We start from the raw sequence: 23,030 nt of genomic DNA on the forward strand, positions 1-23,030 counted from the left end.
GCCACCGGAACCGCCACCGGACCCGAGACCATCGAAAGCATGGATATCCAGGGCATACTGGACCATCTGCCACATCGCTTCCCTTTTCTGCTGATAGACCGGGTGACCGAACTGGTGCCTGGCGAGCGTATCGTCGCCTTGAAGAATGTGTCCTACAACGAGCCTTTCTTCGTCGGCCACTTCCCCAAGTACCCGGTCATGCCCGGCGTGCTGATTGTAGAGGCGATGGCCCAGGCAGCCGGTGTACTGAGCTTCCGTACCACTGGCGACAAGCCCAAGGATGGCTACCTCTACATGTTTGCTGGCATCGACAATGTCCGCTTCAAGTCGCAGGTCATGCCTGGCGATCAGATGCTGATCGAGGTCAAGATAGAGCGGCGCATGCGCAATATCTGGAAGTACAAGGCCGTGGCCCGCGTAGCAGGCAATATGGTGGCAGAGGCAGACCTGCTGTGTGCCCAGGTGGCCACCAAGCCGGCCACAACCGCCTCTGCGGCGGCGTGAGGCAGGCATGGCCCGTATCCATCCGAACGCCGTAGTCCATCCAGGCGCCCAACTGGCTGACGATGTCGAGATCGGCCCCTTCAGCGTGGTGGGTGAGCATGTCAGCATTGCTGCCGGTAGCCGGGTAGGTCCGCATTGCGTGATCGATGGGCACACTACCATAGGCCGCAACAATGTTTTCCATGGATCGGCCCAGATAGGCTGCGCCCCGCAGGACAAGAAGTACCAGGGCGAACCGACCAGGCTGGTCATGGGTGATGGCAATAGCGTCTACCATTTCGTCACCATCTCCACCGGCACCAGCCAGGATGAGGGCTTGACCAGCTTGGGCGACGACAACTGGATCATGGCTTATGTGCATATCGCGCATGATTGCCGTATCGGTAGCCATACCATACTGGCCAACAACGCCACGCTGGCGGGCCATGTGCATCTGGGTGATTGGGTGTTCCTGGGCGGTTTCACCACCATCCATCAATTCTGCAAGATTGGCACGCATGCCATGACGGCGTTTACGGCAGCGGTGACGCAGGATGTGCCGCCCTATGTGACGGCGGCCGGCAACCGTGCGGCGCCAGCAGGTATCAACAGCGAGGGCTTGCGCCGGCGCGGTTATACCGCCGAGCAGATCACCGAGATCAAGCGGGCCTACAAGCTGCTGTATCGCCAGGGCTTGAGCCTGGAGGAAGCCTGTGCCGAGATCGTGGCGCGTGCATCGGCGCGGCCCGAGCTGCAGGCCTTTGTGGATTTCTTTCCGACGGCTACGCGCGGCCTGATTCGCTAAGCTGTTTCATTCATCGGTAAATCATTGCCCATGCAGTCCTTGTTTGATGGCCATTCCGGCCCGCGTATTGCCATTGTTGCTGGTGAGGCCTCTGGCGACCTGCTGGGCGCCAGCCTGATAGAGGCGGTGCGGCGGCGCATGCCCAATGTGCGCTTCGCCGGCATAGCCGGCCCCAAGATGCAATCGGCCGGCGCGACCAGCCTTTTCCCTATGGATAAGCTGGCGGTGCGTGGCTATGTCGAGGTGCTCAAACACCTGCGCGAGCTGCTGGGCATACGCTCGCAGTTGCGGGCGGCTTGCCTGGCCGAGCGCCCGGATCTGTTTATCGGCATCGATGCCCCTGATTTCAATCTGGGGCTGGAGCGCAAACTCAAGGATGGCGGCATACCCACTGTTCATTATGTCAGCCCCTCTATCTGGGCCTGGCGAGGGGAGCGCATCCACAAGATCAAGGCGGCCACCAGCGAGGTGCTGTGCCTGTTTCCGTTCGAAAAGGCGCTGTATGACGCGGTAGGTGCCAAGGCGACCTATGTAGGTCACCCCCTGGCCGATGAAATGCCGCTGAGCGTGAATCGTGCCGAGGTGCGTGAAACCATAGGCTTGCCGCAGCATCAACTGGTGTTCTCCATGCTGCCAGGTAGCCGGGTCAGCGAGGTGGAATTCCATGCCGAACTCTTTATCGAAACGGCCAGGTTGCTGCACGCACGTTACCCGCAGGCGCAGTTTCTGGTACCGCTAGTAACGCGTGAGACCCGCGATCTGTTTGATACGGCCCGCTACAAGTACAAGGCGCTGGATTTGCCCCTGCGGCTGATGTTTGGCCACGCCCAGGAGGCCATGCAGGCGGCGGATGCCAACCTAGTGGCCTCGGGCACCGCCACCCTGGAAGCCATGCTGGCCAAGCAGCCGTTGGTGATTACCTACAAGCTGTCTGATACCACCTACAAGCTGGTCAAGAAGAAAATGCGGCTGCCTTATGTGGGCTTGCCCAATGTACTGTCTGGCCGCTTTGTGGTGCCCGAGTTGCTGCAGCATGAGGCGACACCTGCCAACCTGGCGCAGGCCTTGGGCAACTATGTGGATGATCGCCGGCTGGCTCAGTCGCTGCATGCGCTGTTTACCGAGCAACATGAAGCGCTGCGGCAGGATGCGGCCGAGCGTGCAGCCGATGCCGTGGTGGCCTATCTTCGGGGTAGGTCGTGAGCTTGGTTTGTGGTGTTGACGAGGCGGGCAGGGGGCCGCTAGCCGGTTCGGTGTTCACTGCTGCTGTGATACTGGGTGACGATCATGGTATAGCGGGCCTGGCTGACTCCAAGGTACTGACTGCAGGCCGGCGCGAGCAATTGTCTGAAGCCATCAAGCAACGCGCTCTGGCCTGGGCCATTGCCAGTGCCACGGTGGCGGAGATAGATGAGCACAATATTCTCAAGGCGACCATGCTGGCCATGCGCCGTGCGGTTGAAGCCTTACCGATGGTGCCTGCGGAGGCCTTGATCGATGGCAACAGGGTGCCGCCAGGCCTGCTCTGCGCTGCCCGGGCGATAGTGCGGGGGGACGCGATTGAGCCGGCGATCTCTGCCGCTTCCATTCTGGCCAAGGTAGCCAGGGATGCCGAACTGGTGGCGCTGGATGCCAGCTACCCTGGCTATGGCTTTGCCGTACACAAGGGCTACCCCACACCCGCACACCTTGCCGCCTTGGCTGCGCTAGGCCCCTGCGTGGCACACAGGCGTAGCTTTGGGCCAGTGCGGGCACAGGTAGAGGCGCGCCAGATCAGCCTTTGGTAGCGCAGAACCTTAGGGTTTTGTGTTGGACAAGCCCGCCATGCCGGTTTGCAATACCCTATCAAAACAAGCACCAAGCGCTGCGGTTACAGCTATTCTCAAGTTTGGGTTTGTCATAACCCCTGTACGACAACTAATATCCAACCGTTGCGTCGCTCGCTGGCGCGCCAACCGGCCTCAAGAGCTGATGGGAGCAGGATCCGATGTTTGTCGTCATTGGCTACGTTTTCATGTGCGTCTGTATTTTCGGCGCCTATGCCGCTCATGGCGGCCACCTGGCGGTGCTTTGGCAGCCGTCTGAAATCGTCATCATCTTCGGTGGCGGATTGGGCGCCATGCTCGTGGCCTATGGTCCCAACCTTAAAGTCATTTTCGGCTCCATACCCTTGCTGTTCAAAGGCTCGCCTTATGGCAAGGCCTTTTATATGGACCTGTTTGCGCTGATGTATGAAATCCTCTCCAAGGTGCGCAAAGAAGGCCTGATGTCGATAGAAGGCGATGTGGAGAACCCCGACGCCAGCCCCATGTTTGCCAAGTACGCCAGCATTGCCAAGGATCACCATGTCGTCGAATTCATCTGCGACTACCTGCGTTTGATGGTGGGTGGCAATCTCAATGCATTCGAAATCGAGAACCTGATGGATGTGGAAATCGAAACCCACCACCATGAGGCGGAAATTCCGGTGGGTTTCTTCCAGAAGCTGGGTGATGGCCTGCCTGCATTCGGTATTGTGGCTGCCGTGATGGGCGTGGTGCATACCATGGGTTCGCTGCATCTGCCGCCGACCGAGTTGGGCAAGCTGATTGGTGCGGCGCTGGTCGGTACTTTCATGGGTATCCTGCTGGCCTACGGTTTCATCAATCCCCTGGCCTGGATACTGGATGGCAAGGCGGCTGATAGCACACGGGTGTTCCAGACCATCAAGGTGACCTTGCTGGCCAGCCTGAATGGCTATGCGCCGCAGGTTGCTGTGGAATTTGGTCGCAAGGCCATGGAAGGCCGTATCCGTCCTTCCTTCCTGGAGCTGGAAGAATTCGTGAAGAACAAAAAAGGCTGATCGTCAGCGATATAGCGGAGAGAGACGATGAGCGACGATTCGCAACGGCCCATAGTCGTCAAGAAGATCAAGAAAGGCGGCCATGGCCACCACGGTGGTGCATGGAAGATCGCCTACGCCGACTTTGTGACAGCCATGATGGCCTTCTTCCTGTTGATGTGGCTGCTGGGCTCCTCTACCAAGGGGGACTTGCGCGGCATTGCCGAGTACTTCCAGAACCCGCTCAAGGTCGCCCTGAGTGGTGGTTCCGGTGCTGGCGAATCGCAAAGCGTGCTGCAGGGTGGCGGCATGGACCTTTCCAAGAAGGCCGGCGAGCAGCGCCGTGGTGACGGTGGCAAGGAAAAGAAGCGTCTGGATGAGCTGAAAGAGAAGATCAAGCAGGCCATAGACGGCAAGTTGGCCCAGTACAAGGATCAGATCCTGCTCGATATCACGCCCGAGGGCTTGCGGGTACAGATCATTGATCAGCAGAACCGCCCTATGTTTAAAAGTGGTAGTGCCCAGATGGAAGGCTATGCCGGCGAGATACTCAAGGAGATCGCCACCATCCTGAACGAGGTACCCAACCGCCTTTCACTTTCAGGCCATACCGATGCGGCGGGTTTTTCTACCGGTGATAACAGCTACAGCAATTGGGAATTGTCGGCCGACAGGGCCAATGCCTCCCGGCGGCAATTGCTGACAGGCGGCATGGCCTCGACCAAGATATTGCGGGTTGTGGGTCTGGCCGATTCGGTGCCCTTTGATGTGGTCAATCCGGCTAACCCGGTGAATCGCCGTATCAGCATCATCGTGTTGAACAAGGAAGCCGAAGAAAACATCATGAAGCTGGCTGGCAAGGCGGCAGGTGATGCAGAAGCCGTGAGCGACCCGGCAAGTGCCATCCAGGCAGGCGCTGCCGCCGCGACCGAACCCGCTGCTGCACCGGCCACGCCGTGACACCCGCCTGGGTAGGTTTGTTGGTACAGGCTGGCGCCAGCCTGCTGAGCCTCGCCTTGGTGTGGCTGGGCTGGTTGGCTGTCAGCTACTGGCTACCGGTGCAGGTGGGGCTAGCTGTGCTGGGTGCACGCATGCTGGGGCAACCGCGCTGGTGGTTGCTGATACACGCCTTGTTTGCACCCGCCATCGTGCTGGGGCTCTGGCTGGATCTTCCACCTTGGATCTACCTGCTGGCTTTTACACTTGCTTGGCTTTTGTTTGGCCGGATAGACCGTAGCCGGGTGCCGCTGTACCTGAGCAACCAGGCAACACTGGCCGCCCTTGAACCACTGCTGCCCAAGGGTGCCAGTGTGCTCGATATCGGCGCAGGCACAGGTACGGTGCTGGCCGGGCTAGGGCGCCGTAGCGATCTGCAGCTGACGGGGGTGGAGCATGCGTGGTTGCCGTGGCTGCTGGGCTGGTGCCGCTTGCGCCTGAGCGGCCGCCCGATTGCCTGGTTGCGCGGCGATATGATGGCGGTGCCGCTACGGGATTTTGACGTGGTGTATGCCTTTCTCTCACCTGCCGCCATGCCGGCAGTTTGGCAAAAGGCCAGGCAGGAAATGGCCAGTGGCAGTTTACTGATCAGCAATACCTTTGCCGTGCCCGATGTGACGGCGGATCGTATTATCGAAGTCAACGACTGGAAGGGCGCAAGGCTACATTTATGGCGAATGCCCTGATTGCCGACAAAGCGGCAGCAGCGACCAAACACGATGACAGGAATGAAGCCTGGCTGGCCTTTTGGGCACGCCGGCCGCTACCCATACTGCAGTCTACCAAGGCTGCCCTGGCGGGGTTGAATGCACGGGTAGAGACCGTGCGTACCGACGAGATCGTCGACTTGGTGTTGCGCGATCCTTTACTCACCGCCCACGCCCTGCGGCTGATCAACCAGCGCGAGCGCGGCAGTTTGGCAGCCGATATCGTTTCCATCGAGAGTGTCGTGCTGCTGATGGGGGTGGATGCCTTTGTCGGCCAGTTTGCCCGCTTGCCCAGCGTGGAGTCGCTGCTGTTGCCCAAGCAGCCGGCGCACTATTTTGGTTTGCTGCGCGATATAGCCGCAGCCCGTCTGGCAGCCAGGTTGGCTCGCGATTTCGGCGTGCTGCGCTACGATGCCAGGCTGGATGAAATCTACATCACTGCTTTGCTGGCAGGCCTGCCGCGCATGCTGCGTTACCTGGAGGTCGGCTTGCCGGACAAGGCACCACCGGTCGACCTTGGTAGTGTGGCCTTGCCTTTGTTTGCCCGCTGGCGCCTGCCCGAGGTTTTCAATACCTTGCTGGATGACAGTGCGGCCTCCAGCCAGCGCAGCCTGCTGCAGCAGGCTGCGCTGCGGCTGGCTGATCGCCTGCAGCAGGGCTGGTGGCACGAGAGCCTGAACAGCGACCTGCATCTTGCTGCCCATACCCTGGGTGTGGAACAGCCAGAGGCCTGGGAGCTGGTCTGCAAGGCCCTGCTGCACTTTGCCCATAAGGACTGGCCTTACGCCCAGATATTCGCACCCGCTCGCTGGCTGGTGATGTTGCCGGGTGAGTGGCCCAAGCCGCAGGCCAAGGCCAACCCCGGTGCTGCGAGCCACGAACCGGCGCGGCCTTCGCTGAACGATATTCTGCGTGAGATGCAAAAAGCAGGGCAGAGTGGTGCGTCCTTCAACCAGATCATGGGCTTGGCCATACGGGCTCAGTCCGAGGCCCTGGGTATGAAGCGCATCATGTTTGGCCTGCTGATGGCGGGGCACAACCTGCTGAAGACGCGCTACATTGTGGGCGCGACCGATAATGATCCGCTGCGTACCTTCCAGGTCGATCTCTCTGCACCGCATATCTTTACACGGTTGATGCTCAAGCCGCAGTCCGTCTGGCTGAATGCAAGCAACCGTGCGCAATACGATGCCTTGCTGCCACGCGGGCTGCGGCAGGCCGTGGGCGAGGGCGAGTTTGTTGCCATGTCGCTGTTTGTGGAGGAGAAGCCCGTAGGCCTGTTCTATGCCGACAATCAGGGTGGTGCGCTGACAGAGGCGCAGTACAATGGCTTCAAGCAGGTTTGCCTGATGACGGGACAGTGCCTTACCCGTCAGGCCAAACGGCTGGAGCTGGGTTGAGTCTGCGGCGATTGCCCTTGGTAAGCTACCTTTCTGCCTTTTTCTCTACCAGGCCGCTTTGCCGGCCTGGTTTGCTTTTGTGATCGCCCCTTATGGATGTCATACAGTCTCGCCAGAACCCCTTGATCAAGGCCTGCATCAAGCTGATGGAAAATCGGCGGGAGCGCCTGAAAACCGGCCAGACCTTGCTGGATGGCCCCCATCTGCTTGCTGCGGCGCTTGACGCGGGGCAGCCACCGGAACGCCTGCTGCTATCACAGAGTGCGCCCCAACGTGCCGAGGTGGCTGCGCTGGCGGCACGATTCGATGGGCCGGTCTCGGTAGTGGCCGATACCCTGTTTGCCGAACTGACCGAGCTGGAGTCGGCATCCGGCGTACTGGCGCTGTGGGCGCCGCCGCCCGCACCCGCACCGTTGCAGCGTGGCCTGGTACTGGCATTGGACGGTGTGCAGGACCCTGGCAATGTGGGTGCCATGCTGCGCACGGCTGCAGCTGCTGGTGTGGCACAGGTATGGCTGAGCCCCAACTGCGCCGATGTCTGGTCGCCCAAGGTACTGCGTGCCGGCATGGGGGCGCATTTTCTGCTGCCTGTGGTGGAGCGGGCAGACTTACCTGCGTTGCTGACCAACTTTGTCGGGCGTAAGGCGGTGACTGTGTTGGATGGCAGCATCTCACTCTACCAGGCCGACCTGCGGGGCGATCTCGTGCTGGTAATGGGCAGCGAAGGGCAGGGTATCAGCCGCGAGGTGCTGGCACTGGCCGATTTGCGTCTGGCCATACCGATGAGGGCAGGGCTGGAATCGCTCAATGTCGGCGCCGCGGCGGCTATCTGCCTGTATGAACGGCTGCGCCAGACGCTTTCTGCATGAGCGGGGGAGTGCTCAGGCCAGCCGTGCCGCCAGCCTGGTCAGGCCCAGCTTGCGCAATACCGGGGCGATGTCGAGCAGCATAATGACATTGCCGGCAACGGCACAGGCTATGCCAGCTACTGTCCAGATGCGCCATTGGAATCCTTCGAACCAGCCAGACAGCAGTAAGGCTACGATGGGGACAGCGACGGCGATATAGCCGGACTTGGCGGCGCCTATGCGCCCTAGCAGCGTGAGATAGGCGGCAAACGCCAGGACCGAGCCGAAGATAGATAGATAGAGCAAGGACGCAAGGTAGCTGGGGCGGGTATCAAATACCAGGCCTTGGTTACCGATCAGCGTGAAGATCAGCGCAATACTGCCGCCCACCAGCATGCCGTAGCCTATGGAGGGTAGCAATGGTATTTGCTGATTGCGGTTGTGCTGTGCCACCAGGTTGCCCAGGGAGGCCAGCAGGGCGGCTCCCAGGCCACAAGCCACACCCAGCCAGGCAGAGGCGGTGCGAACATCGGTCAGTTCCGGCCAGAACACCAGGGCGATACCCAGTATGCCCAAGGCCGCACCCAGGACGGACTTCTGATCCATCCGACGGCCAAATACCAGGCTCATGCCCACCAGGTTGATGACTACCATGCTGGAGTTCAATACGGCCATCAAACCTGAGGCGATGTGTTTTTCGGCCTCGTACACCAGCATATAACTGACCCCGAACATCAGCGAGCCCTGCAGTGCAGACCAGGCCATTTCGGTGCGACTCAGTTGCAGGCGCTCACCGCGTAGCTTGCACCAGCCCAGCAACAAGAGGCCGGCCAGCAAGAAGCGATAAGCCACCGAGGCGCTGGCGGGCACGCTGCCGTATTGAAACGTGATGGCCAGCCAGGTTGACCCCCAGATCAGTGTGGCAACGGCATAGAGCAGGGCGTTGGGCATGGCGGCATTCCTGGGAACCCATGATGGGCTCAAGTCATTGATGTGTGCTGACGGGGCGGCGGCGCAGCCTAAATCAGCGGGCTCCCCCTGATTGCTTCCCCCTGCCATCCTCATGCTTAGAGCCGCTAACAAAACCCTCTGGCGTTGTTGTGCAAACTTGCCATACCCACGGATTGTGTACGTTTGCACGCCTAGCCAGAACCGCTTCGCCGGATTTTGTTAGCCGCTCTTAATGCGCTTTCAGTATTTCAATGGTTTAGGCTCATACCAGGCTTCGAGAGGTATGCCCTAGCGTAGTCTTCCTGGGTACAAGGTGGCAGGCACGGCCTGTGCCTGCGGAAGCTGACTGTGATGGTGGCCATGGCAGGACACTTCGTCGCCTAGTGCCGGCGCTGGGGCTGGCCACCGGGCAGTCGGTTCAGCCTATACCGCCTATACCGCCGGGTCGGCGTGATGCTGCAGTGACGCGTCGGTAGAATGAACAGATGCTCAGCCTAAATGGGTGTGCCGCTCCTGCCGTGCCTCACTCTCCATGCTGACCAGCCCCTGCAATATGCCGCAGGCTGCTGCAGGCTGTTCTGCCTTGCATTGGTGCCGCAACTCACCAAGCTGCAGTTTCAGCTGCATCAATTCTGCGATGCGTGCATCAACGTGACCGATGTGTTCATCCAGCAAGGCGTTGACTCGGCCACATCCTGCAGCGGGTGCATCCATTACCTCCAGCAAGGTGCGAATTTCACCATGCGTCATGTCGAGCGCCCGGCAATTGCGGATGAATCGCAGGCGCTCCAGATGCTGGGGGCCGTAGCTACGGAAGTTGCCAGAGGTGCGCTCTGGCTGTGGCAGCAGTCCTTCTTTTTCGTAGTAGCGAACCGTTTCAACGGTGCACTGCGCAATCTGTCCTAGTTCACCGATTTTCATGTGCGTTCCAAATAATCCGATTCATGACTTGACTCTATAGTAGCTTCAGGGTGTGAGATGGCGCCATCGCAATATGGAAAAATATGGAAAGCCCACTCATGTCTTCCGCCCATGTGCATGAAAAATCGGCCGGAAAAGCTTGCTGTGATCATGGTATCCCGCATGGCGAGGCTAATCATGCCCACCATCACCATGATCATGCGGCCGATCACGATCACGATCACGACGCGGCCGCAGTAGCCGTGGCTGAGACCGTGGGAGTGGACGCCTGTACGCCGTCTTGCTGTGGCGGGGGGACCATGGCGCCGCTGGTAGGTATCACGGAGCCGAGCCCGGTATCCACGATGGTGCCTGCGGGCTGCGTGCGCAGCCAGCTACGCATCGCGCAGATGGATTGTCCTGTTGAAGAAGCACTGATACGCAAGAAGCTGGGCGGCATGGCTGCGGTGCAGGGGCTGGAGTTCAACCTGATACAGCGGGTACTGACGGTGGTGCATGCCCCCGGCGCGCTGCCCGCAATCGAGGCGGCGATCCTTAGCTTGGGTATGACAGCGGAAGGCATCACTGACAGCGCGGCACCTGCTGCAGCCGTGGCGCCCAGCAAGCCCTGGTGGCCGCTGGCTGTATCTGGCGGCCTTGCCCTGGGTGCGGAGATCGCACATTGGCTGCAAGGGCCGGAGTGGGTGAGCGCCGTGATGGCACTGGCTGCCATTGCACTCTGCGGCATAGGCACCTACAAGAAAGGTTGGATTGCCCTCAGGAACGGCGAGCTCAACATCAATGCCTTGATGACCATCGCCGTTACCGGTGCAATATTGATACGCCAGTGGCCAGAGGCGGCCATGGTGATGTTCCTGTTCACCATTGCCGAGCTTATCGAGGCCAAGTCCCTGGATCGCGCCCGCAATGCCATCCGTGGCTTGATGCAACTGACGCCGGAGCGAGCCACCATGCTGCAGGCCGATGGTCGGTGGCTTGAGGTGGAGGCCAAGGCTGTGCCCCTAGGCGCCGTGGTGCGGATTAAGCCGGGCGAACGTATCGGTCTGGATGGCGTGCTGGTAAGTGGGGGCTCGACGGTCAATCAGGCACCCATTACAGGCGAGAGCATCCCCGTAGATAAAGTAGTAGGCGACACGATCTTTGCCGGCACCATCAATATTGCGGGCTCGTTCGAATACCGTGTGACCGCCGCCGCCAGCAACAGCACCCTGGCCCGCATCATTCATGCGATTGAGGAGGCACAAGGCGCGCGCGCGCCGACCCAGCGCTTCGTCGATCGCTTTGCCAGGATCTATACCCCGCTGGTATTTGTCCTTGCCCTGGCTGTGGCCTTGCTACCGCCCTTGCTGATGGAGGGTGATTGGTATGCGTGGGTATACAAAGCACTGGTGCTGCTGGTTATTGCCTGCCCCTGTGCCCTGGTGATTTCCACGCCCGTGACCATAGTCAGCGGCCTTGCTGCCGCTGCGCGACATGGCATCCTCGTCAAAGGCGGGGTGTATCTGGAAGAAGGCCGCCGACTGAAATGGCTGGCATTGGACAAGACCGGCACCATCACGCATGGCAAGCCAGAACTGGTCGATAGCGTCATCCTGGATGAGTCCGTCAATGCCATGCAACTGGCGACTAGCCTGGCTGTCCGATCCGACCATCCTGTTTCACATGCCATCGCCCGTGCCGGTAAGCAATCGAATGTAGCTGTACTGCCGGTTGCGGATTTCAGCGCCTTGCTGGGGCGAGGTGTACGCGGCCAGGTGGCGGGTGAGCTTCTCCATCTGGGTAACCACCGCCTGATCGAAGAACTTGGGGTGTGCTCGCCGGATTTGGAACAACACCTGTTTGCGCTGGAAGAAGCAGGCAAGACCGTTATCTTGCTTGCCAGCGAGCGGAAGGTACTGGCCTTGTTTGCCGTAGCAGATACGGTGAAGGACAGCAGCCGGGAAGCGGTCAAGGCATTGCATGCGCTGGGCATCAGGACCGTGATGCTGACCGGGGACAATCAGCATACTGCCGCTGCGATCGCCAGGCAGGTAGGCATGGATGAGGCGCGCGGCAATCAGCTCCCCGAGGACAAGCTCAAGGCAATTGAAGCCTTTGCCCAGATGGGCAAGGTCGGCATGGTGGGCGATGGCATCAACGATGCGCCAGCGCTGGCACGGGCAGACATTGGGTTTGCCATGGGCGCGGCAGGCACCGACACCGCCATCGAAACAGCCGATGTGGCCTTGATGGATGACGATCTGCGCAAGATCGCACGCTTTGTGCAGCTGTCACGCAGCACCCACGCTGTACTGGTACAGAACATCAGCCTAGCGCTGGGCATCAAAGCAGTATTCCTGGCGCTTACCCTTATGGGGCTGGGCACCATGTGGATGGCTGTGTTTGCGGACATGGGCGCCGCCTTGCTGGTTGTGGGCAACGGCCTGCGACTGTTGCGCAAGTAAGGCTGTTTACGGAGTGACCATGCAAGCAGATGAACCGACCTGCGCAAGGCAAGCTGACCTGGTGCGATGCGGCATGCGCCGCCGCAATTTGCGTACTGGACTGTTGTTGTTCGCCGTCGTACTGATTTTCTCGTTGAGCGTTTTCCACAAGTATGGTGCGTTCAGCGCGACACCCGCTGCAGCCACACCTGCCGTAAAGGGACAATCATGAACCGGCCCACGTCTGCTGTGCTGGCTTATCAGCAAGCCATGCAAAACGCCAAGGATAGACTGAAGGCCGGCGAGACGGCGGCAGCCTTCGCGCTTCTGGAGCGGGCGCATGTGCTGGGACAGCGCAAGCTCTGGCCGCACTGGGCCGTGCATATCTGGATGCTTAGGGTGGCCCTTGCACGTCGTGATGTGCGGGAGGTCATAGGCCAGCTTTGGCGCTTGTTCCTTACCCCCTTTGGTCATCTGACCGGACGGCTTCCGCTGGGAAATACCGGCGGCGCCAATGTCAGCGCTTTCGCCCCTATGGAGATATCGGCGGAACTGCGCGCCATCATGCAAGCCGGTGAAAATCAGGCGGAACAGCCTGGGCCAAACCGCGATTATTTGAGCTAAAGCATATGGTTTACTCCTCACGTACACACTTTCTGCCGTGGCTGCTGCTGACACTATTGCTGATTACCGTCGATCAGGCTGTCAAATATGGGGTGAGTGTCTGGCTGCCGCTACATGGCAGCGTCGAAGTGACGCCTTGGTTCAATCTGGTGCATGTGCTTAACCCAGGGGCCGCTTTCTCTTTTCTGGCCCATGCAGGCGGGTGGCAGCGCTACTTCTTTACGCTTCTGGGCTTGGGCGTCTGCGGCTTGCTGCTGTTCTGGCTATGGCGAGGAGTAAGCAACAGGCTCGAAACGGTGGCGTATATCGGGCTGATCGGTGGCGCCATGGGCAATGTGCTGGATCGCATCCGCATTGGCGCTGTGGTGGATTATCTGGATCTGCATTGGCAAGGCTGGCATTGGCCTGCCTTCAACCTGGCTGATGTTTTCGTGATAGGCGGTGCTGTCTTGTTGGTACTCGCCAGTGCACGTCTAGGGCTTAGTGGTGTTACTCCCGCGCGAGGAGCGTCAACTTGAAACACCTTTTCTACCCTCTGCTATGCCTGGTCTTGGGCCTTTCACTGCCAGCCTATGCCAGCTCTGACGATTGGCTGGGCAAACTGGTCAACAAGCCTTCCAGTGAGCCGCTGCCACCTGAGTTGGCATTCTCGGTAAAGGCCCGGCGTGTTGATACCAAGACCATCATGGTCGACTTTGCAGTGACGCCGGCTTATTACCTGTATAAAGATAAGTTGCTGATTGTGCTGAAGAATACGACAGGCACGCGCATCGGCGGGATTGATTTCCCGCCTGCCGTAACCAAGAACGACCTCAGCTTCGGCGACACGCAGGTCTATACCAAGCCTTTTAGCATCAAGGTGGAGTTGGCGGGGGAGGGTGCTGGGCCGATTACACTGCTGACCCGATACCAGGGCTGCTTTGAAACCCGTGGACTTTGCTATACGCCGCAATCGGCAACACTCACCTTGCCATGAAGCAGTTGCTTATATTTGCGATAGCCTTGCTGGCTTTAGGCGCATTACCCGTGAGTGCCGTTGGCCAGCCTGTAACCCTGGATTCTGAGAAGGTACTGCTGGACACACTGGCTGGGCGGCTTGAGCAGGCTGCGCAGCTGTCTCAGGCATTTCTGGCAGAGGGAAGCGACAAGCGCTTGCGTGCGCTTGCGCAGACGGAACTGCGGCTACGGCGCGTACAGGCGGCGCAGCTACGTGAACGATTGCGACGCTGGTATGGCATTGAAACGGTCAGGAATTTTCCAGCGCCATCGGCCAATGAGCCGGATCGTTATGCCGAGGCGCTGCGTATCAATCATGGACAGATCGTAGAGCTGCTGGAGCTAGGGCAGGGGCTCAGGCTGCGTGCTGAACTACGCCGCCATATGGAGCAGATTGCACTGGATTGCCTGGTTCAACTTCCCGCTCGCCGCACCGCACCGCGTGCCCGGAAGGTAGCGCCATGATGCAACGCCATGCTGTTGCAGCAAAGCGGATTTGCTTTACCTAACCCAACCTTTGAGGAATACCTTATATGAATACCAAGCGATTGTTTGGTCGTGCCCTGCTTGCCCTGGGCTTGGCGATGACTGGCGTTCCAGCACTGGCAGGCGGCGATCATAGCAATGAGAGCCCCGTCATGCCGCTGGCGAATCCGCAACCGGTAGAAACCCCCGGCAAGATCGAAGTGATTGAATTCTTCTGGTATGGCTGCCCACATTGCAACAAGGTGGAGCCCACGGTCGAAGCATGGGAGAAAAGGCTGCCCAAGGACGTGGTGTTTCGCCGTGAGCATGTATTGTGGGATGGCCGCAGTGATATGGAAGGCCATGCCAAGCTCTTCATCACCTTGCGGATGATGGGTCTGCTGCCCAAGCACAATCGCGCAGTGTTCGATGCAGTACATGGCACCAAGGTGGAGTTGCGGGATGAGCAGGTGTTGTTCGACTGGATAGCCAAGCGCGGCGTCAATCGCGCCCAATTCGAGGCTAATTACAAGTCATTTGGCATCGGTGCGCAGCTGGGTCGCGCCAAGCAATTGACTAAAGCCTACCGTATCGAAGGCGTACCGACCTTCATCATCAACGGCAAGTTTGTTACCTCGCCACATCAGGCCGGCAACGAGCAGCGCATGTTCGCCCTTATCGACGAATTGATCGTCCGCGAACGCAAGGCAGGTAAGGGGCAGTAGATAGTGTCCACCTTGGGCGGCATAGCCCTTTGCTTAGAGCCTGTTCAAAGTCTTTTCGCCGCGTCGTTCGCAACCTTGCTGGATGAAGGGCAAGGCGCAAGCCGCGCAGCGGTACGGGTTCCGGTACCGGTACCGTCAGCGGCTTGCAACGCCGCCATTCGCCGGCAAGGCTTCGAACCCGAAGGGCTGAACTGGAAAACGGCCATTCACTGCGTTGCGGCGCTTGGCAATAACTTGTTATTGCCTGCGCACCACGCCTTGTGCCTGGCCATTTTCCAGCTCAGCGACGCGGCGAAAAGACTTTGAACAGGCTCTTAGGCAAGGACTCTGGACGCACTGTTGATCCACAAGGTCATGGGTAGGCTGCTTGCGCCCCCACCATGCGCGATATCAGGAACCGTATGACCAGATGGGCTGCTGCCAGGGTCTGCACCTCCAGCCCCTGGCGCTGCCATGTTGTGCATCAGTCCAGTGGGATGGAGGGCAGGCTGGCGCTGCGGCTACCTGGCAAGGGCAGGTTGTCCTGGCGATGGTAGCCAAATACCAGCGAATACTTGGTAGCCTCGGTGCGGTTCCAGCCGGCCGCATGGAAGGTCATGGCATGAAAGAACACCACGTCACCGGCTTCCAGTTCAGGAAACACGGCACTGTCGATCAATGCCTTGTTCTCTGGTAGATCGGTGCGCAGGAATGCCCGATTCTCAAAGCGTTCTGTGTCCATTTCCATGGTATGGGTGCCTGGCAGAAAGCCCAGGCAGCCGTTCTCTCGAACTTCCTGTCCCAGGGCCAGCCATACGGATACCAGGTTGCTGTGCTCGAAGCTCCAGTAGCGTATGTCGCGGTGCCAATGGGTCACGCTGGAGAACGCCGGCTGCTTGGTCATCAGGCTGTTGTGGTGGGCCTGTGTCAACGCAACAGCAGGGCTGCCCAAGAGTTGTTTTACCCGCTCTGCCACCTGGGGGCTCATGGCCCAACGCTGGAAGGCCGGGTGGCGGGCGTAGACTTGCAGCAATCGACGTGCGGTACGGCCACCGGCGGCCTCGCGCGAGCTGGGTGCGCCGGGGTAGTGGGTATCGGCTTCGTACTCTATCGGCTCGATGGCGCGGGCGAGATGATCCTTGCCGGCCGCCAGGATATCGGCACGCAAACTGGCGTCGGCCAGGCCCTTGATGACGATAAAGCCCTGCTCATGAAAACGGTCGAGTTCTGCGGGGGAGAAGGAGTGGGTGTGCATTTACTGCTTCCGACGATGACGGCGTCACCGGGAGGCGACGTTGCTGAAGGGCGGATTCTACTCTCACCGCTGCGGCTATGGCATTGCGCTGGCGCAAAGATATGCTGCGAGCGAGAGTCGCGAGTGCCGCAGCGTATAATTGGCATCAGGAGACAATATGCCGACCACGATATGCATACAACTGAGCGCTGCCGGGGCGTGGCAGGCTGGTGAGCCCGAGGCGGCCAGCGATGGCGTGCTGCTGCTGCGAGTGCTGGCACTGATGGAGGCGGCACCGCCGCATCTGGATGATGAGGATGGCCCGGACGCATTGCGCTGGCAAGCGCTGGAAGCCAGGGTGGACCTGACCTTGCAACTGCTGGGGCAATTGTTGGCTCGCGGTGTGCCACGGCCACCTGTTTGCAACTTCCTGCTGAGTGGCGAGACTGCCAGCTGGTCTATGCCGGCACCACCGCCATTGGGCGAGGTGGGCACACTGGCACTTTATCTTTCCAGCCGCATTCCGCAGCCGCTGCAACTACCTGCTACGGTCACTGCGGTGGAGCCGATGACGGATGGGGCACGTGTGACCGTGACATTCAACCGGCTGGAGCCTGAGCTGCAGGACTGGCTGGATAAGACCATTTTCCGGCGACATAGGCGTGAAATCTTTGAACGAAAGCATTCCCATGATGAATGAACTGCCTGCCCCGTGGGTGCAATGGTTGGGTGATGAGACCAGCCAGCCCTACTGGCAGTCGCTCCATGCATTCCTGGCGGCTGAAGCCGATGCGGGCAAGGTGGTATATCCGCCCCGGGAGCAACGCTATGCCGCATTGGCGACCATGGCACCGGCAGACGTCAGGGTGGTGATACTGGGGCAGGATCCGTATCACGGACCTGGCCAGGCCCATGGGTTGAGCTTCTCGGTGCCCCATGGGGTCAGGCCACCCCCATCGCTGCAGAACATCTTCAAGGAAATCGCACGGGACCTTGGACACAATCCACCCCAGCATGGTCATCTCGAGGCCTGGGCCAGTCAGGGTGTGTTGCTGCTTAACAGTGTGCTGACGGTGGAGGCCGAGAAGGCCGGCTCGCACCGCAAGCGCGGCTGGGAGAAGTTTACCGACGCACTGGTGGCGCGCTTGTCGCGGGAGCAGGCCGGTATCGTGTTCATGCTGTGGGGGGCTTACGCTGAGGCCAAGGCGGGATTGATCGATACCGCACGCCACTGCGTCTTGACCTCACCCCACCCTTCGCCGCTCTCTGCCCATAGAGGATTTATAGGGAACGGACATTTTTCGGCGGCTAACCGCTATTTGCAGGCGCAGGGTAGGGCACCCATAGACTGGGCGCTGGCCTGAATCTGATCCAAGAGTACAGATAGTCAACTCAATAAAACGCCGCATTGAATGCGGCGTTTTTTGTAGGGATGGCTTGCCGTAAGGCTTGCTTATGCGCCACCGAACAAAGTAAGGATGACACCATCGCTATCTGCGGCGAAGCGATGACGCAAGCCGGGAGGTATGAGTGCCATTTGGCCGGCAAGTAGGGCGTGGCAAGCACCGGCCTCGGTCTCAAGATTGAGTTTGCCCTGGATGCAGACGATGCGCTCTTCGACCTTGTGCGACTCATAGGGGTAGTCGGCGGGCGGCGCTAGATGGATCAGCAAGGCTGCGCCATCCTGCAGGCGGGTGAGCAGGTGGTCGGTGTCAACGGCCAGGGAGCGGCCCAGTACGGTAAGGTCGGTTACGGTAATCATGGGAAGATTCCTAGTCGTGCATCAGGCCGGCAGCCACACCACGCTTGTAGCGGTGCATGATGATCAGCATCAGGATGCTCAATAGCAGACCAAAGCCGATGATGATGCCGTACATGGGGGGAATGCCGCCGAGATTCTGGAAATAGGCGAGCGCCTGACCGTGCATATTGTCGGTCAACGGGGTGCTGAAGTATTTCACCAGCATGGCGTGGGCCCCCACCATGACCAGGATGCCCAGGTTTTCATTGAAGTTCTGCACGGCGATGGAATGGCCGGCTCCCATCAGCATGTGCCCACGGTGCTGCAGCATGGCGTTGAGTGGGACCACGAAGAAGCCTGCTAGGGCGCCAACGACCAGCATCTGGAATGCGGCCAGCTTGACGTCATAGATGAACAGCATGCTGATGACCATGAAACCCATGGCGACGCCGGCAGGCAATACCCGGAAAGCTTGATTGAGGGGGATGAACTTGCCGGCAATGACGGAACCCAGCGCTGTACCCACGGCAACGACTGCGATCATCAGGGTGGCTTGCTCCAGGCTGAAGCCCAGCCACAGGATAGCCCAGTTGATGACGACCAGCCGCATGGTGGCACCCGCACCCCAGAACAGGGTGGTTACACCCAGCGAGAGCTGGCCTTGCGGGTCGCGCCAGAGCTTGACGACACAATCCCAGAACTCCCGAATCAGGTAGCTCGGATCAAAGTGTATGGGCTTGAGTTCGACATTGAGCTTGGGGATATACATATTCACCCAGCCAGCTGCCAGATAGATGAGGCAGAGCACGACTATGGCGAATACGGGGGCAGACAGGAAGGATAGCGGCGTCGTGGCCAGCCAGGCGCCGACATTGGGGCCTGCCAGTTGGCCGCCCAGCACGGTACCAAAGATGATGGCACTGACGGTGGCTCCCTCCAGCCAGCCATTGGCCGCCACCAGCTTCTCATGCGGTAGATACTCGGTGATGATGCCGTACTTGGCCGGCGAGTAGGCTGCGGCACCGAAGCCGACGATGGCATAGGCCAGCAGCGGCGGCAGGCCTACCAGCATACCTATGCAGCCAAACAGCTTGATGCCGTTGCACAGCATCATGGCCCGGCCTTTATGCATGGAATCGGCAAACGAGCCGGCGAACGGTGCCAGGACCACATAGGAGACGGTAAAGCACCAGAGCAGCATGGACTGATGCCAGGCGGGTGCTTCCTGTACCTTGAGCAGGGCCAGGGCGGCGATGAACAGGGCATTGTCGGCCAGTGCGGAGAGGAACTGGGCTGCGAGTATGGTGTAGAAACCGCGATTCATCAGAAGGCGTCGCTTGCTTGAGCAAAGGCGCAGTATGAAGGAAGCGGCTTTATACCACACGGCCTATGTTGCGCGATGTATTGCCCGGATTGCAGTTGCTTAGGCCTTGGCGGCCCGCTGCTAGCTGCGGGTGGCTGCGGGTGGCTGCTGGGGCAGGTGGGGATATACAGGCGCCACCAGCCTGATCTGTTCCCTTCGAAGCGCCATGCCGTGCAGGATAGGGGGCTGGCCAGACACCGGGACGCTGGGTGGGCCTGTGCGACCTTGAGACGACGGCAAAAAAGCAGCTAGGCATGGGCACTTGAAGGTGGCAAGGCTGACTAGACAAGACCGGTATCTGCTTGCCATACCAGGGGAGACATATAGCGCTGCGGTCTGTAGGCTTGTTCGAAATATTCTAATTCATGTAGTCAAACCCGCCTTGTCTTCACACAAGGCTTTCATTAGATTCGATTTCTTTTTTACGCAATACCTGAGGGAAGGAATGGCGCTAATCGTCCAGAAGTACGGCGGCACATCCATGGGTTCGCCAGAGCGAATCAAGAGTGTGGCTCGCCGCGTTGCCCGTTACCGGGCACAGGGGCATGAGGTCGTGGTAGTGGTGTCGGCCATGAGTGGCGAAACCAATCGGCTGATTGCATTGGCCAAGGAAATCCAGGCCCAACCCGATCCACGTGAGCTGGATGTCATCATTTCCACGGGCGAGCAGGTCACTATTGGCTTGCTGTCCATGGCCTTGAAGGATATTGGTCTGGATGCCCGCAGTTATACCGGCACCCAGGTCAAGATACTGACTGACAGTTCGCATACCAAGGCCCGTATCCAGCACATAGACGAGTCTGCCATGCGGGCTGATCTGAAGGCAGGGCGTGTGGTGGTGGTGGCGGGTTTCCAGGGGGTGGATGCCGAGGGCAACATCACCACGCTGGGGCGAGGGGGCTCGGACACCACAGGCGTGGCGCTGGCCGCTGCGCTCAAGGCAGATGAGTGCCAGATATATACCGATGTGGATGGCGTCTATACCACGGACCCACGGGTCGTGCCGGAAGCACGCAGGCTGAAGACGGTGACTTTCGAGGAAATGCTCGAAATGGCCAGCCTGGGCTCCAAGGTGCTGCAGATCCGCTCGGTGGAGTTCGCCGGCAAGTACAAGGTCAAGCTGCGCGTGCTCTCCAGCTTCCAGGAGGAAGGGGAGGGGACGCTGATCACATTCGAGGAAGAAGACAATATGGAAAAGGCCATCATCTCGGGCATCGCATTCAACCGTGACGAGGCGCGCATCAATGTGACCGGCGTGCCCGACAAGCCCGGCATCGCCTATCAAATTCTGGGGCCGGTAGCCGACGCGAATATCGATGTCGACATGATCATCCAGAACGTCGGTATAGAGGGGCATACCGACTTCTCGTTTACCGTGCCGCGTAATGACTACCAGAAGGCCTTGGCCATTCTGGAGGGCGTGCAAGGCCATATAGGCGCCAAGTCCATCTCCGGCGACGATAAGATCTGCAAGGTATCGGTGGTGGGCGTGGGCATGCGTTCCCATGTGGGTATCGCTTCCACCATGTTCCGTACCTTGGCCGAGGAGGGAATCAACATCCAGATGATTTCTACTTCCGAGATCAAAATCTCGGTAGTGCTGGACGAAAAGTACCTGGAATTGGCTGTTCGGGTGCTTCACAAAGCTTTTTCTCTCGATCAGGAGCCATGAACGCTTGACGAGCCTTAGGGGCGCCGCTATAGTGGCGCCCTCTTGAGCGAGACGGAGAAGTGGCCGAGTGGTCGAAGGCACTCCCCTGCTAAGGGAGCATACGGGCATAAACCTGTATCGAGGGTTCGAATCCCTCCTTCTCCGCCAAGTTTGAATTGTTGTTGTGCAGTGCGCCCGTAGCTCAGCTGGATAGAGTACTTGGCTACGAACCAAGGGGTCAGGAGTTCGAATCTCTTCGGGCGCGCCAGCAAACAGCAGCACTTCAATAAATCAAGACAATGCGCCCGTAGCTCAGCTGGATAGAGTACTTGGCTACGAACCAAGGGGTCAGGAGTTCGAATCTCTTCGGGCGCGCCAGTATTAAAACGACAAAGGCCACATTCGTGGCCTTTGTCGTTTTCGTGCGTCCGTGCCATGCGTGCTGCCCAACTCTGTTGGGTACGTGTTGGTGTGGGCCGACTTGCGTAAATAGCGACTATCTATCGCTTGCTTTGTTGTGAATATCGTGCATTGCATTTTGGTGTGGTAAAACGGCGGGGGTCTGCTAAGGCTAAAATCAAATTGCGACAATCGCTTGCTACCCGCATGTTGGTGTGCAATAGCCTTGAATGCCTTGCCTGGAGCGGGTTTTGGGGTTTTCCCTTGCGCCTGGTTATGGGGATGTTTGTGACTTTTTAACAACAAAGCGGGCTTGTCTTCTTTGCCATATTCTTGATGGCTAATTTTCTTGGTATTGTCTTGGGTTTGAGCTTGCGGCGATTGTAAGGTTGAACGTCGCAGGTGAGTTGGTTGGCAGGTAGCCATTTATGTTGCACTGCAGATTTACGTTGTCTCTTCTGTGGTGTTAAAGTGGTGTTAAGTGCTGACTAGGGTTCCATCAAGATTTGGGTATGCTTGCTGGCTATGCCGAAGTGGTCTTGGATTGATGTTGGTACCTTGTTGTTGCTGGGCTTGGTTCGGCCGGTGAATAACAGCTTGCTGCGGGCTTGAGTAATTTACGTCGCGCCCTATGTGGTGTTAGAGTGGTGTTAGTTCCACATGGGTTGGGCGTTAATGCTTGGTTGTAGTGGCAAGCTCGTCGTGATCCGTTTGGGCTTGTTAATTTAGCTTAACCCTGCCGTTACCCAAGTGGCAGGCCTAGAGGGTAGATACATGGATTTTGCACAGCAGCAGAGGAATCCGACCAAGCACCTCGCTGGTATCGGCTTTGTCGTCCTTCTGCACGTTGGTATTGCCTACGGTCTGATGATTGGCCTTCATCGGGATATCATCAAGGTCATCCAGGATCCTCTTGAGACCAAGATCATCGAGGAGGTAGCACCGCCACCTCCGCCTGAAACACCGCCCCCGCCCCCGCCTGATTTCAAGGCGCCGCCCCCGCCCCCTTCGTTTATTCCGCCGCCTGAGGTGGCTGTTACGCCTCCGCCTACGCCGGTGCAGACCATTACGGCTACGACAAGCGTGCAGCCTACTACCCCGACGCCGTCCATTACGCCGCCGACGCCTGGTCCAGTAGTTGCTGCGCCTGCACCGTCCTTGTCCGGCAGTTGCTCGAATGTGAATGATCTGAAAGAGCAGATGAGCGACAAGTGGCCTGGGATTGCTGACGCTGAAGGATTGACTGAAGGTAGGGTTGAGGCACGTATCTCGGTCAAGCCGGGTGAGGCACCTGTTGTCAGCATCAAGTCGTCCTCTCACCCTGCGCTGGCCAATCTGGTTAAGTCGGTGATGCGTCGTCTTAAGTGTAGTGTGCCCGCAGAGCAGGTATTTGGTTACGACGTGCCTTTCTCGTTGAACGATTAAGCGGTTGTTGCTTGGTTTTTAAGTTTGTTCTGGTGGCGTACTTATTCGCTGTCAGGTGATTTCTGTGTCGACT

The 23,030-nt window shown here is 59.1% G+C and carries 25 protein-coding genes and 3 tRNA genes; 22 read left to right on the forward strand and 6 right to left on the reverse strand.

Annotation, left to right across the window (positions count from 1 at the left end):
- Positions 1–39 precede the first annotated feature (39 nt).
- From fabZ to V7714_RS16560, 9 genes are all read left to right on the forward strand, one after another.
- Complete coding sequence (fabZ, locus tag V7714_RS16520; protein ID WP_335710770.1) at positions 40–504, forward strand: 3-hydroxyacyl-ACP dehydratase FabZ; 465 nt, start codon at positions 40–42, stop codon at positions 502–504.
- 7 nt (positions 505–511) lie between these two features.
- Complete coding sequence (lpxA, locus tag V7714_RS16525) at positions 512–1,288, forward strand: acyl-ACP--UDP-N-acetylglucosamine O-acyltransferase (protein ID WP_335710695.1); 777 nt, start codon at positions 512–514, stop codon at positions 1,286–1,288.
- Between the two features lie 30 nt (positions 1,289–1,318).
- Positions 1,319–2,491 carry a lipid-A-disaccharide synthase gene (gene lpxB, locus V7714_RS16530; RefSeq protein ID WP_335710696.1) on the forward strand — a complete coding sequence of 391 codons (1,173 nt, stop codon included), beginning with the start codon at positions 1,319–1,321 and terminating at the stop codon, positions 2,489–2,491.
- A gap of 2 nt (positions 2,492–2,493) precedes the next feature.
- Entirely contained in the window at positions 2,494–3,075 is a 582-nt protein-coding gene (rnhB, locus tag V7714_RS16535) for a ribonuclease HII (RefSeq protein ID WP_335710771.1), read from the forward strand.
- A gap of 200 nt (positions 3,076–3,275) precedes the next feature.
- Positions 3,276–4,130, forward strand: coding sequence for a flagellar motor stator protein MotA (motA, locus tag V7714_RS16540; RefSeq protein WP_284197360.1), 855 nt, complete (start codon positions 3,276–3,278; stop codon positions 4,128–4,130).
- A gap of 27 nt (positions 4,131–4,157) precedes the next feature.
- Complete coding sequence (motB, locus tag V7714_RS16545) at positions 4,158–5,069, forward strand: flagellar motor protein MotB (RefSeq protein ID WP_335710697.1); 912 nt, start codon at positions 4,158–4,160, stop codon at positions 5,067–5,069.
- A complete protein-coding gene (locus V7714_RS16550; protein ID WP_335710698.1) occupies positions 5,066–5,791 on the forward strand; it encodes a class I SAM-dependent methyltransferase in 726 nt (241 codons plus the stop codon). The genes motB and V7714_RS16550 overlap by 4 nt, the downstream gene beginning before the upstream one ends.
- Positions 5,776–7,212, forward strand: a complete 1,437-nt coding sequence (locus V7714_RS16555) for a hypothetical protein (RefSeq protein ID WP_335710699.1) — start codon at positions 5,776–5,778, stop codon at positions 7,210–7,212. The genes V7714_RS16550 and V7714_RS16555 overlap by 16 nt, the downstream gene beginning before the upstream one ends.
- A 92-nt stretch (positions 7,213–7,304) precedes the next feature.
- Complete coding sequence (locus V7714_RS16560) at positions 7,305–8,081, forward strand: TrmH family RNA methyltransferase (protein WP_335710700.1); 777 nt, start codon at positions 7,305–7,307, stop codon at positions 8,079–8,081.
- A 12-nt stretch (positions 8,082–8,093) separates the two neighbouring features.
- Here V7714_RS16560 and V7714_RS16565 read toward each other — a convergent pair whose 3' ends face one another.
- From V7714_RS16565 to V7714_RS16575, 3 genes are all read right to left on the reverse strand, one after another.
- A complete protein-coding gene (locus V7714_RS16565) occupies positions 8,094–9,011 on the reverse strand; it encodes a DMT family transporter (RefSeq protein WP_335710701.1) in 918 nt (305 codons plus the stop codon).
- 489 nt (positions 9,012–9,500) lie between these two features.
- Positions 9,501–9,932, reverse strand: a complete 432-nt coding sequence (gene cadR, locus V7714_RS16570; RefSeq protein ID WP_335710702.1) for a Cd(II)/Pb(II)-responsive transcriptional regulator — start codon at positions 9,930–9,932, stop codon at positions 9,501–9,503.
- Positions 9,929–10,156 carry a hypothetical protein gene (locus V7714_RS16575; protein WP_335710703.1) on the reverse strand — a complete coding sequence of 76 codons (228 nt, stop codon included), beginning with the start codon at positions 10,154–10,156 and terminating at the stop codon, positions 9,929–9,931. Before V7714_RS16575 ends, cadR begins: the two co-directional genes overlap by 4 nt.
- 75 nt (positions 10,157–10,231) lie before the next feature.
- On the opposite strand from V7714_RS16575, the gene V7714_RS16580 reads away from it, so the two are divergent.
- The 6 genes from V7714_RS16580 (at position 10,232) to V7714_RS16605 (ending at position 15,165) form a co-directional block, all read left to right on the forward strand.
- Positions 10,232–12,376, forward strand: a complete 2,145-nt coding sequence (locus V7714_RS16580; RefSeq protein ID WP_335710704.1) for a heavy metal translocating P-type ATPase — start codon at positions 10,232–10,234, stop codon at positions 12,374–12,376.
- A 66-nt stretch (positions 12,377–12,442) separates the two neighbouring features.
- Positions 12,443–12,979, forward strand: coding sequence for a DUF3703 domain-containing protein (locus V7714_RS16585; RefSeq protein ID WP_335710705.1), 537 nt, complete (start codon positions 12,443–12,445; stop codon positions 12,977–12,979).
- A 5-nt stretch (positions 12,980–12,984) separates the two neighbouring features.
- Positions 12,985–13,497: a signal peptidase II gene (gene lspA, locus V7714_RS16590; RefSeq protein WP_335710706.1), complete on the forward strand. Its 513-nt coding sequence runs from the start codon at positions 12,985–12,987 to the stop codon at positions 13,495–13,497.
- Positions 13,494–13,955, forward strand: a complete 462-nt coding sequence (locus V7714_RS16595; RefSeq protein ID WP_335710707.1) for a protein-disulfide reductase DsbD N-terminal domain-containing protein — start codon at positions 13,494–13,496, stop codon at positions 13,953–13,955. Before lspA ends, V7714_RS16595 begins: the two co-directional genes overlap by 4 nt.
- A gap of 50 nt (positions 13,956–14,005) precedes the next feature.
- Positions 14,006–14,440 carry a hypothetical protein gene (locus V7714_RS16600; RefSeq protein WP_335710708.1) on the forward strand — a complete coding sequence of 145 codons (435 nt, stop codon included), beginning with the start codon at positions 14,006–14,008 and terminating at the stop codon, positions 14,438–14,440.
- 68 nt (positions 14,441–14,508) lie between these two features.
- Entirely contained in the window at positions 14,509–15,165 is a 657-nt protein-coding gene (locus V7714_RS16605) for a thiol:disulfide interchange protein DsbA/DsbL (RefSeq protein ID WP_335710709.1), read from the forward strand.
- Positions 15,166–15,628: 463 nt separating this feature from the next.
- On the opposite strand, the gene V7714_RS16610 is transcribed toward V7714_RS16605, so the two are convergent.
- A complete protein-coding gene (locus V7714_RS16610; RefSeq protein WP_335710710.1) occupies positions 15,629–16,399 on the reverse strand; it encodes a phytanoyl-CoA dioxygenase family protein in 771 nt (256 codons plus the stop codon).
- A 157-nt stretch (positions 16,400–16,556) separates the two neighbouring features.
- Between V7714_RS16610 and V7714_RS16615 the strand changes: the two genes are divergently transcribed.
- Together V7714_RS16615 and ung are read left to right on the forward strand one after the other, a co-directional pair.
- Positions 16,557–17,078 carry a PilZ domain-containing protein gene (locus tag V7714_RS16615; RefSeq protein ID WP_335710711.1) on the forward strand — a complete coding sequence of 174 codons (522 nt, stop codon included), beginning with the start codon at positions 16,557–16,559 and terminating at the stop codon, positions 17,076–17,078.
- The gene (ung, locus tag V7714_RS16620; RefSeq protein WP_442891387.1) at positions 17,068–17,742 is read left to right on the forward strand and encodes a uracil-DNA glycosylase; all 675 of its coding nucleotides are present in this window, start codon (positions 17,068–17,070) and stop codon (positions 17,740–17,742) included. Before V7714_RS16615 ends, ung begins: the two co-directional genes overlap by 11 nt.
- Positions 17,743–17,831: 89 nt before the next feature.
- Here the strand turns inward: ung and V7714_RS16625 are convergent, their stop codons facing one another.
- Together V7714_RS16625 and lplT are read right to left on the reverse strand one after the other, a co-directional pair.
- On the reverse strand, positions 17,832–18,140 hold the full coding sequence (locus V7714_RS16625) for a cupin domain-containing protein (RefSeq protein WP_335710712.1): 309 nt from the start codon (positions 18,138–18,140) through the stop codon (positions 17,832–17,834).
- A 10-nt stretch (positions 18,141–18,150) separates the two neighbouring features.
- Positions 18,151–19,443, reverse strand: a complete 1,293-nt coding sequence (gene lplT / locus V7714_RS16630) for a lysophospholipid transporter LplT (RefSeq protein WP_335710713.1) — start codon at positions 19,441–19,443, stop codon at positions 18,151–18,153.
- Between the two features lie 484 nt (positions 19,444–19,927).
- On the opposite strand from lplT, the gene V7714_RS16635 reads away from it, so the two are divergent.
- The 5 genes from V7714_RS16635 to V7714_RS16655 all read left to right on the forward strand — a co-directional run bounded on the left by V7714_RS16635 (position 19,928) and on the right by V7714_RS16655 (position 22,957).
- The gene (locus tag V7714_RS16635) at positions 19,928–21,154 is read left to right on the forward strand and encodes an aspartate kinase (protein ID WP_335710714.1); all 1,227 of its coding nucleotides are present in this window, start codon (positions 19,928–19,930) and stop codon (positions 21,152–21,154) included.
- Between the two features lie 53 nt (positions 21,155–21,207).
- Positions 21,208–21,301, forward strand: a tRNA-Ser gene (locus tag V7714_RS16640).
- A 23-nt stretch (positions 21,302–21,324) separates the two neighbouring features.
- A tRNA-Arg gene (locus V7714_RS16645) sits at positions 21,325–21,401 on the forward strand.
- Between the two features lie 33 nt (positions 21,402–21,434).
- Positions 21,435–21,511 (forward strand) — tRNA-Arg (locus V7714_RS16650).
- Between the two features lie 795 nt (positions 21,512–22,306).
- On the forward strand, positions 22,307–22,957 hold the full coding sequence (locus V7714_RS16655; RefSeq protein WP_335710715.1) for a hypothetical protein: 651 nt from the start codon (positions 22,307–22,309) through the stop codon (positions 22,955–22,957).
- Positions 22,958–23,030 lie beyond the last annotated feature (73 nt).

The organism is Chitinimonas sp. JJ19 (assembly GCF_036961565.1).
Lineage (GTDB): Bacteria > Pseudomonadota > Gammaproteobacteria > Burkholderiales > Chitinimonadaceae > Chitinimonas.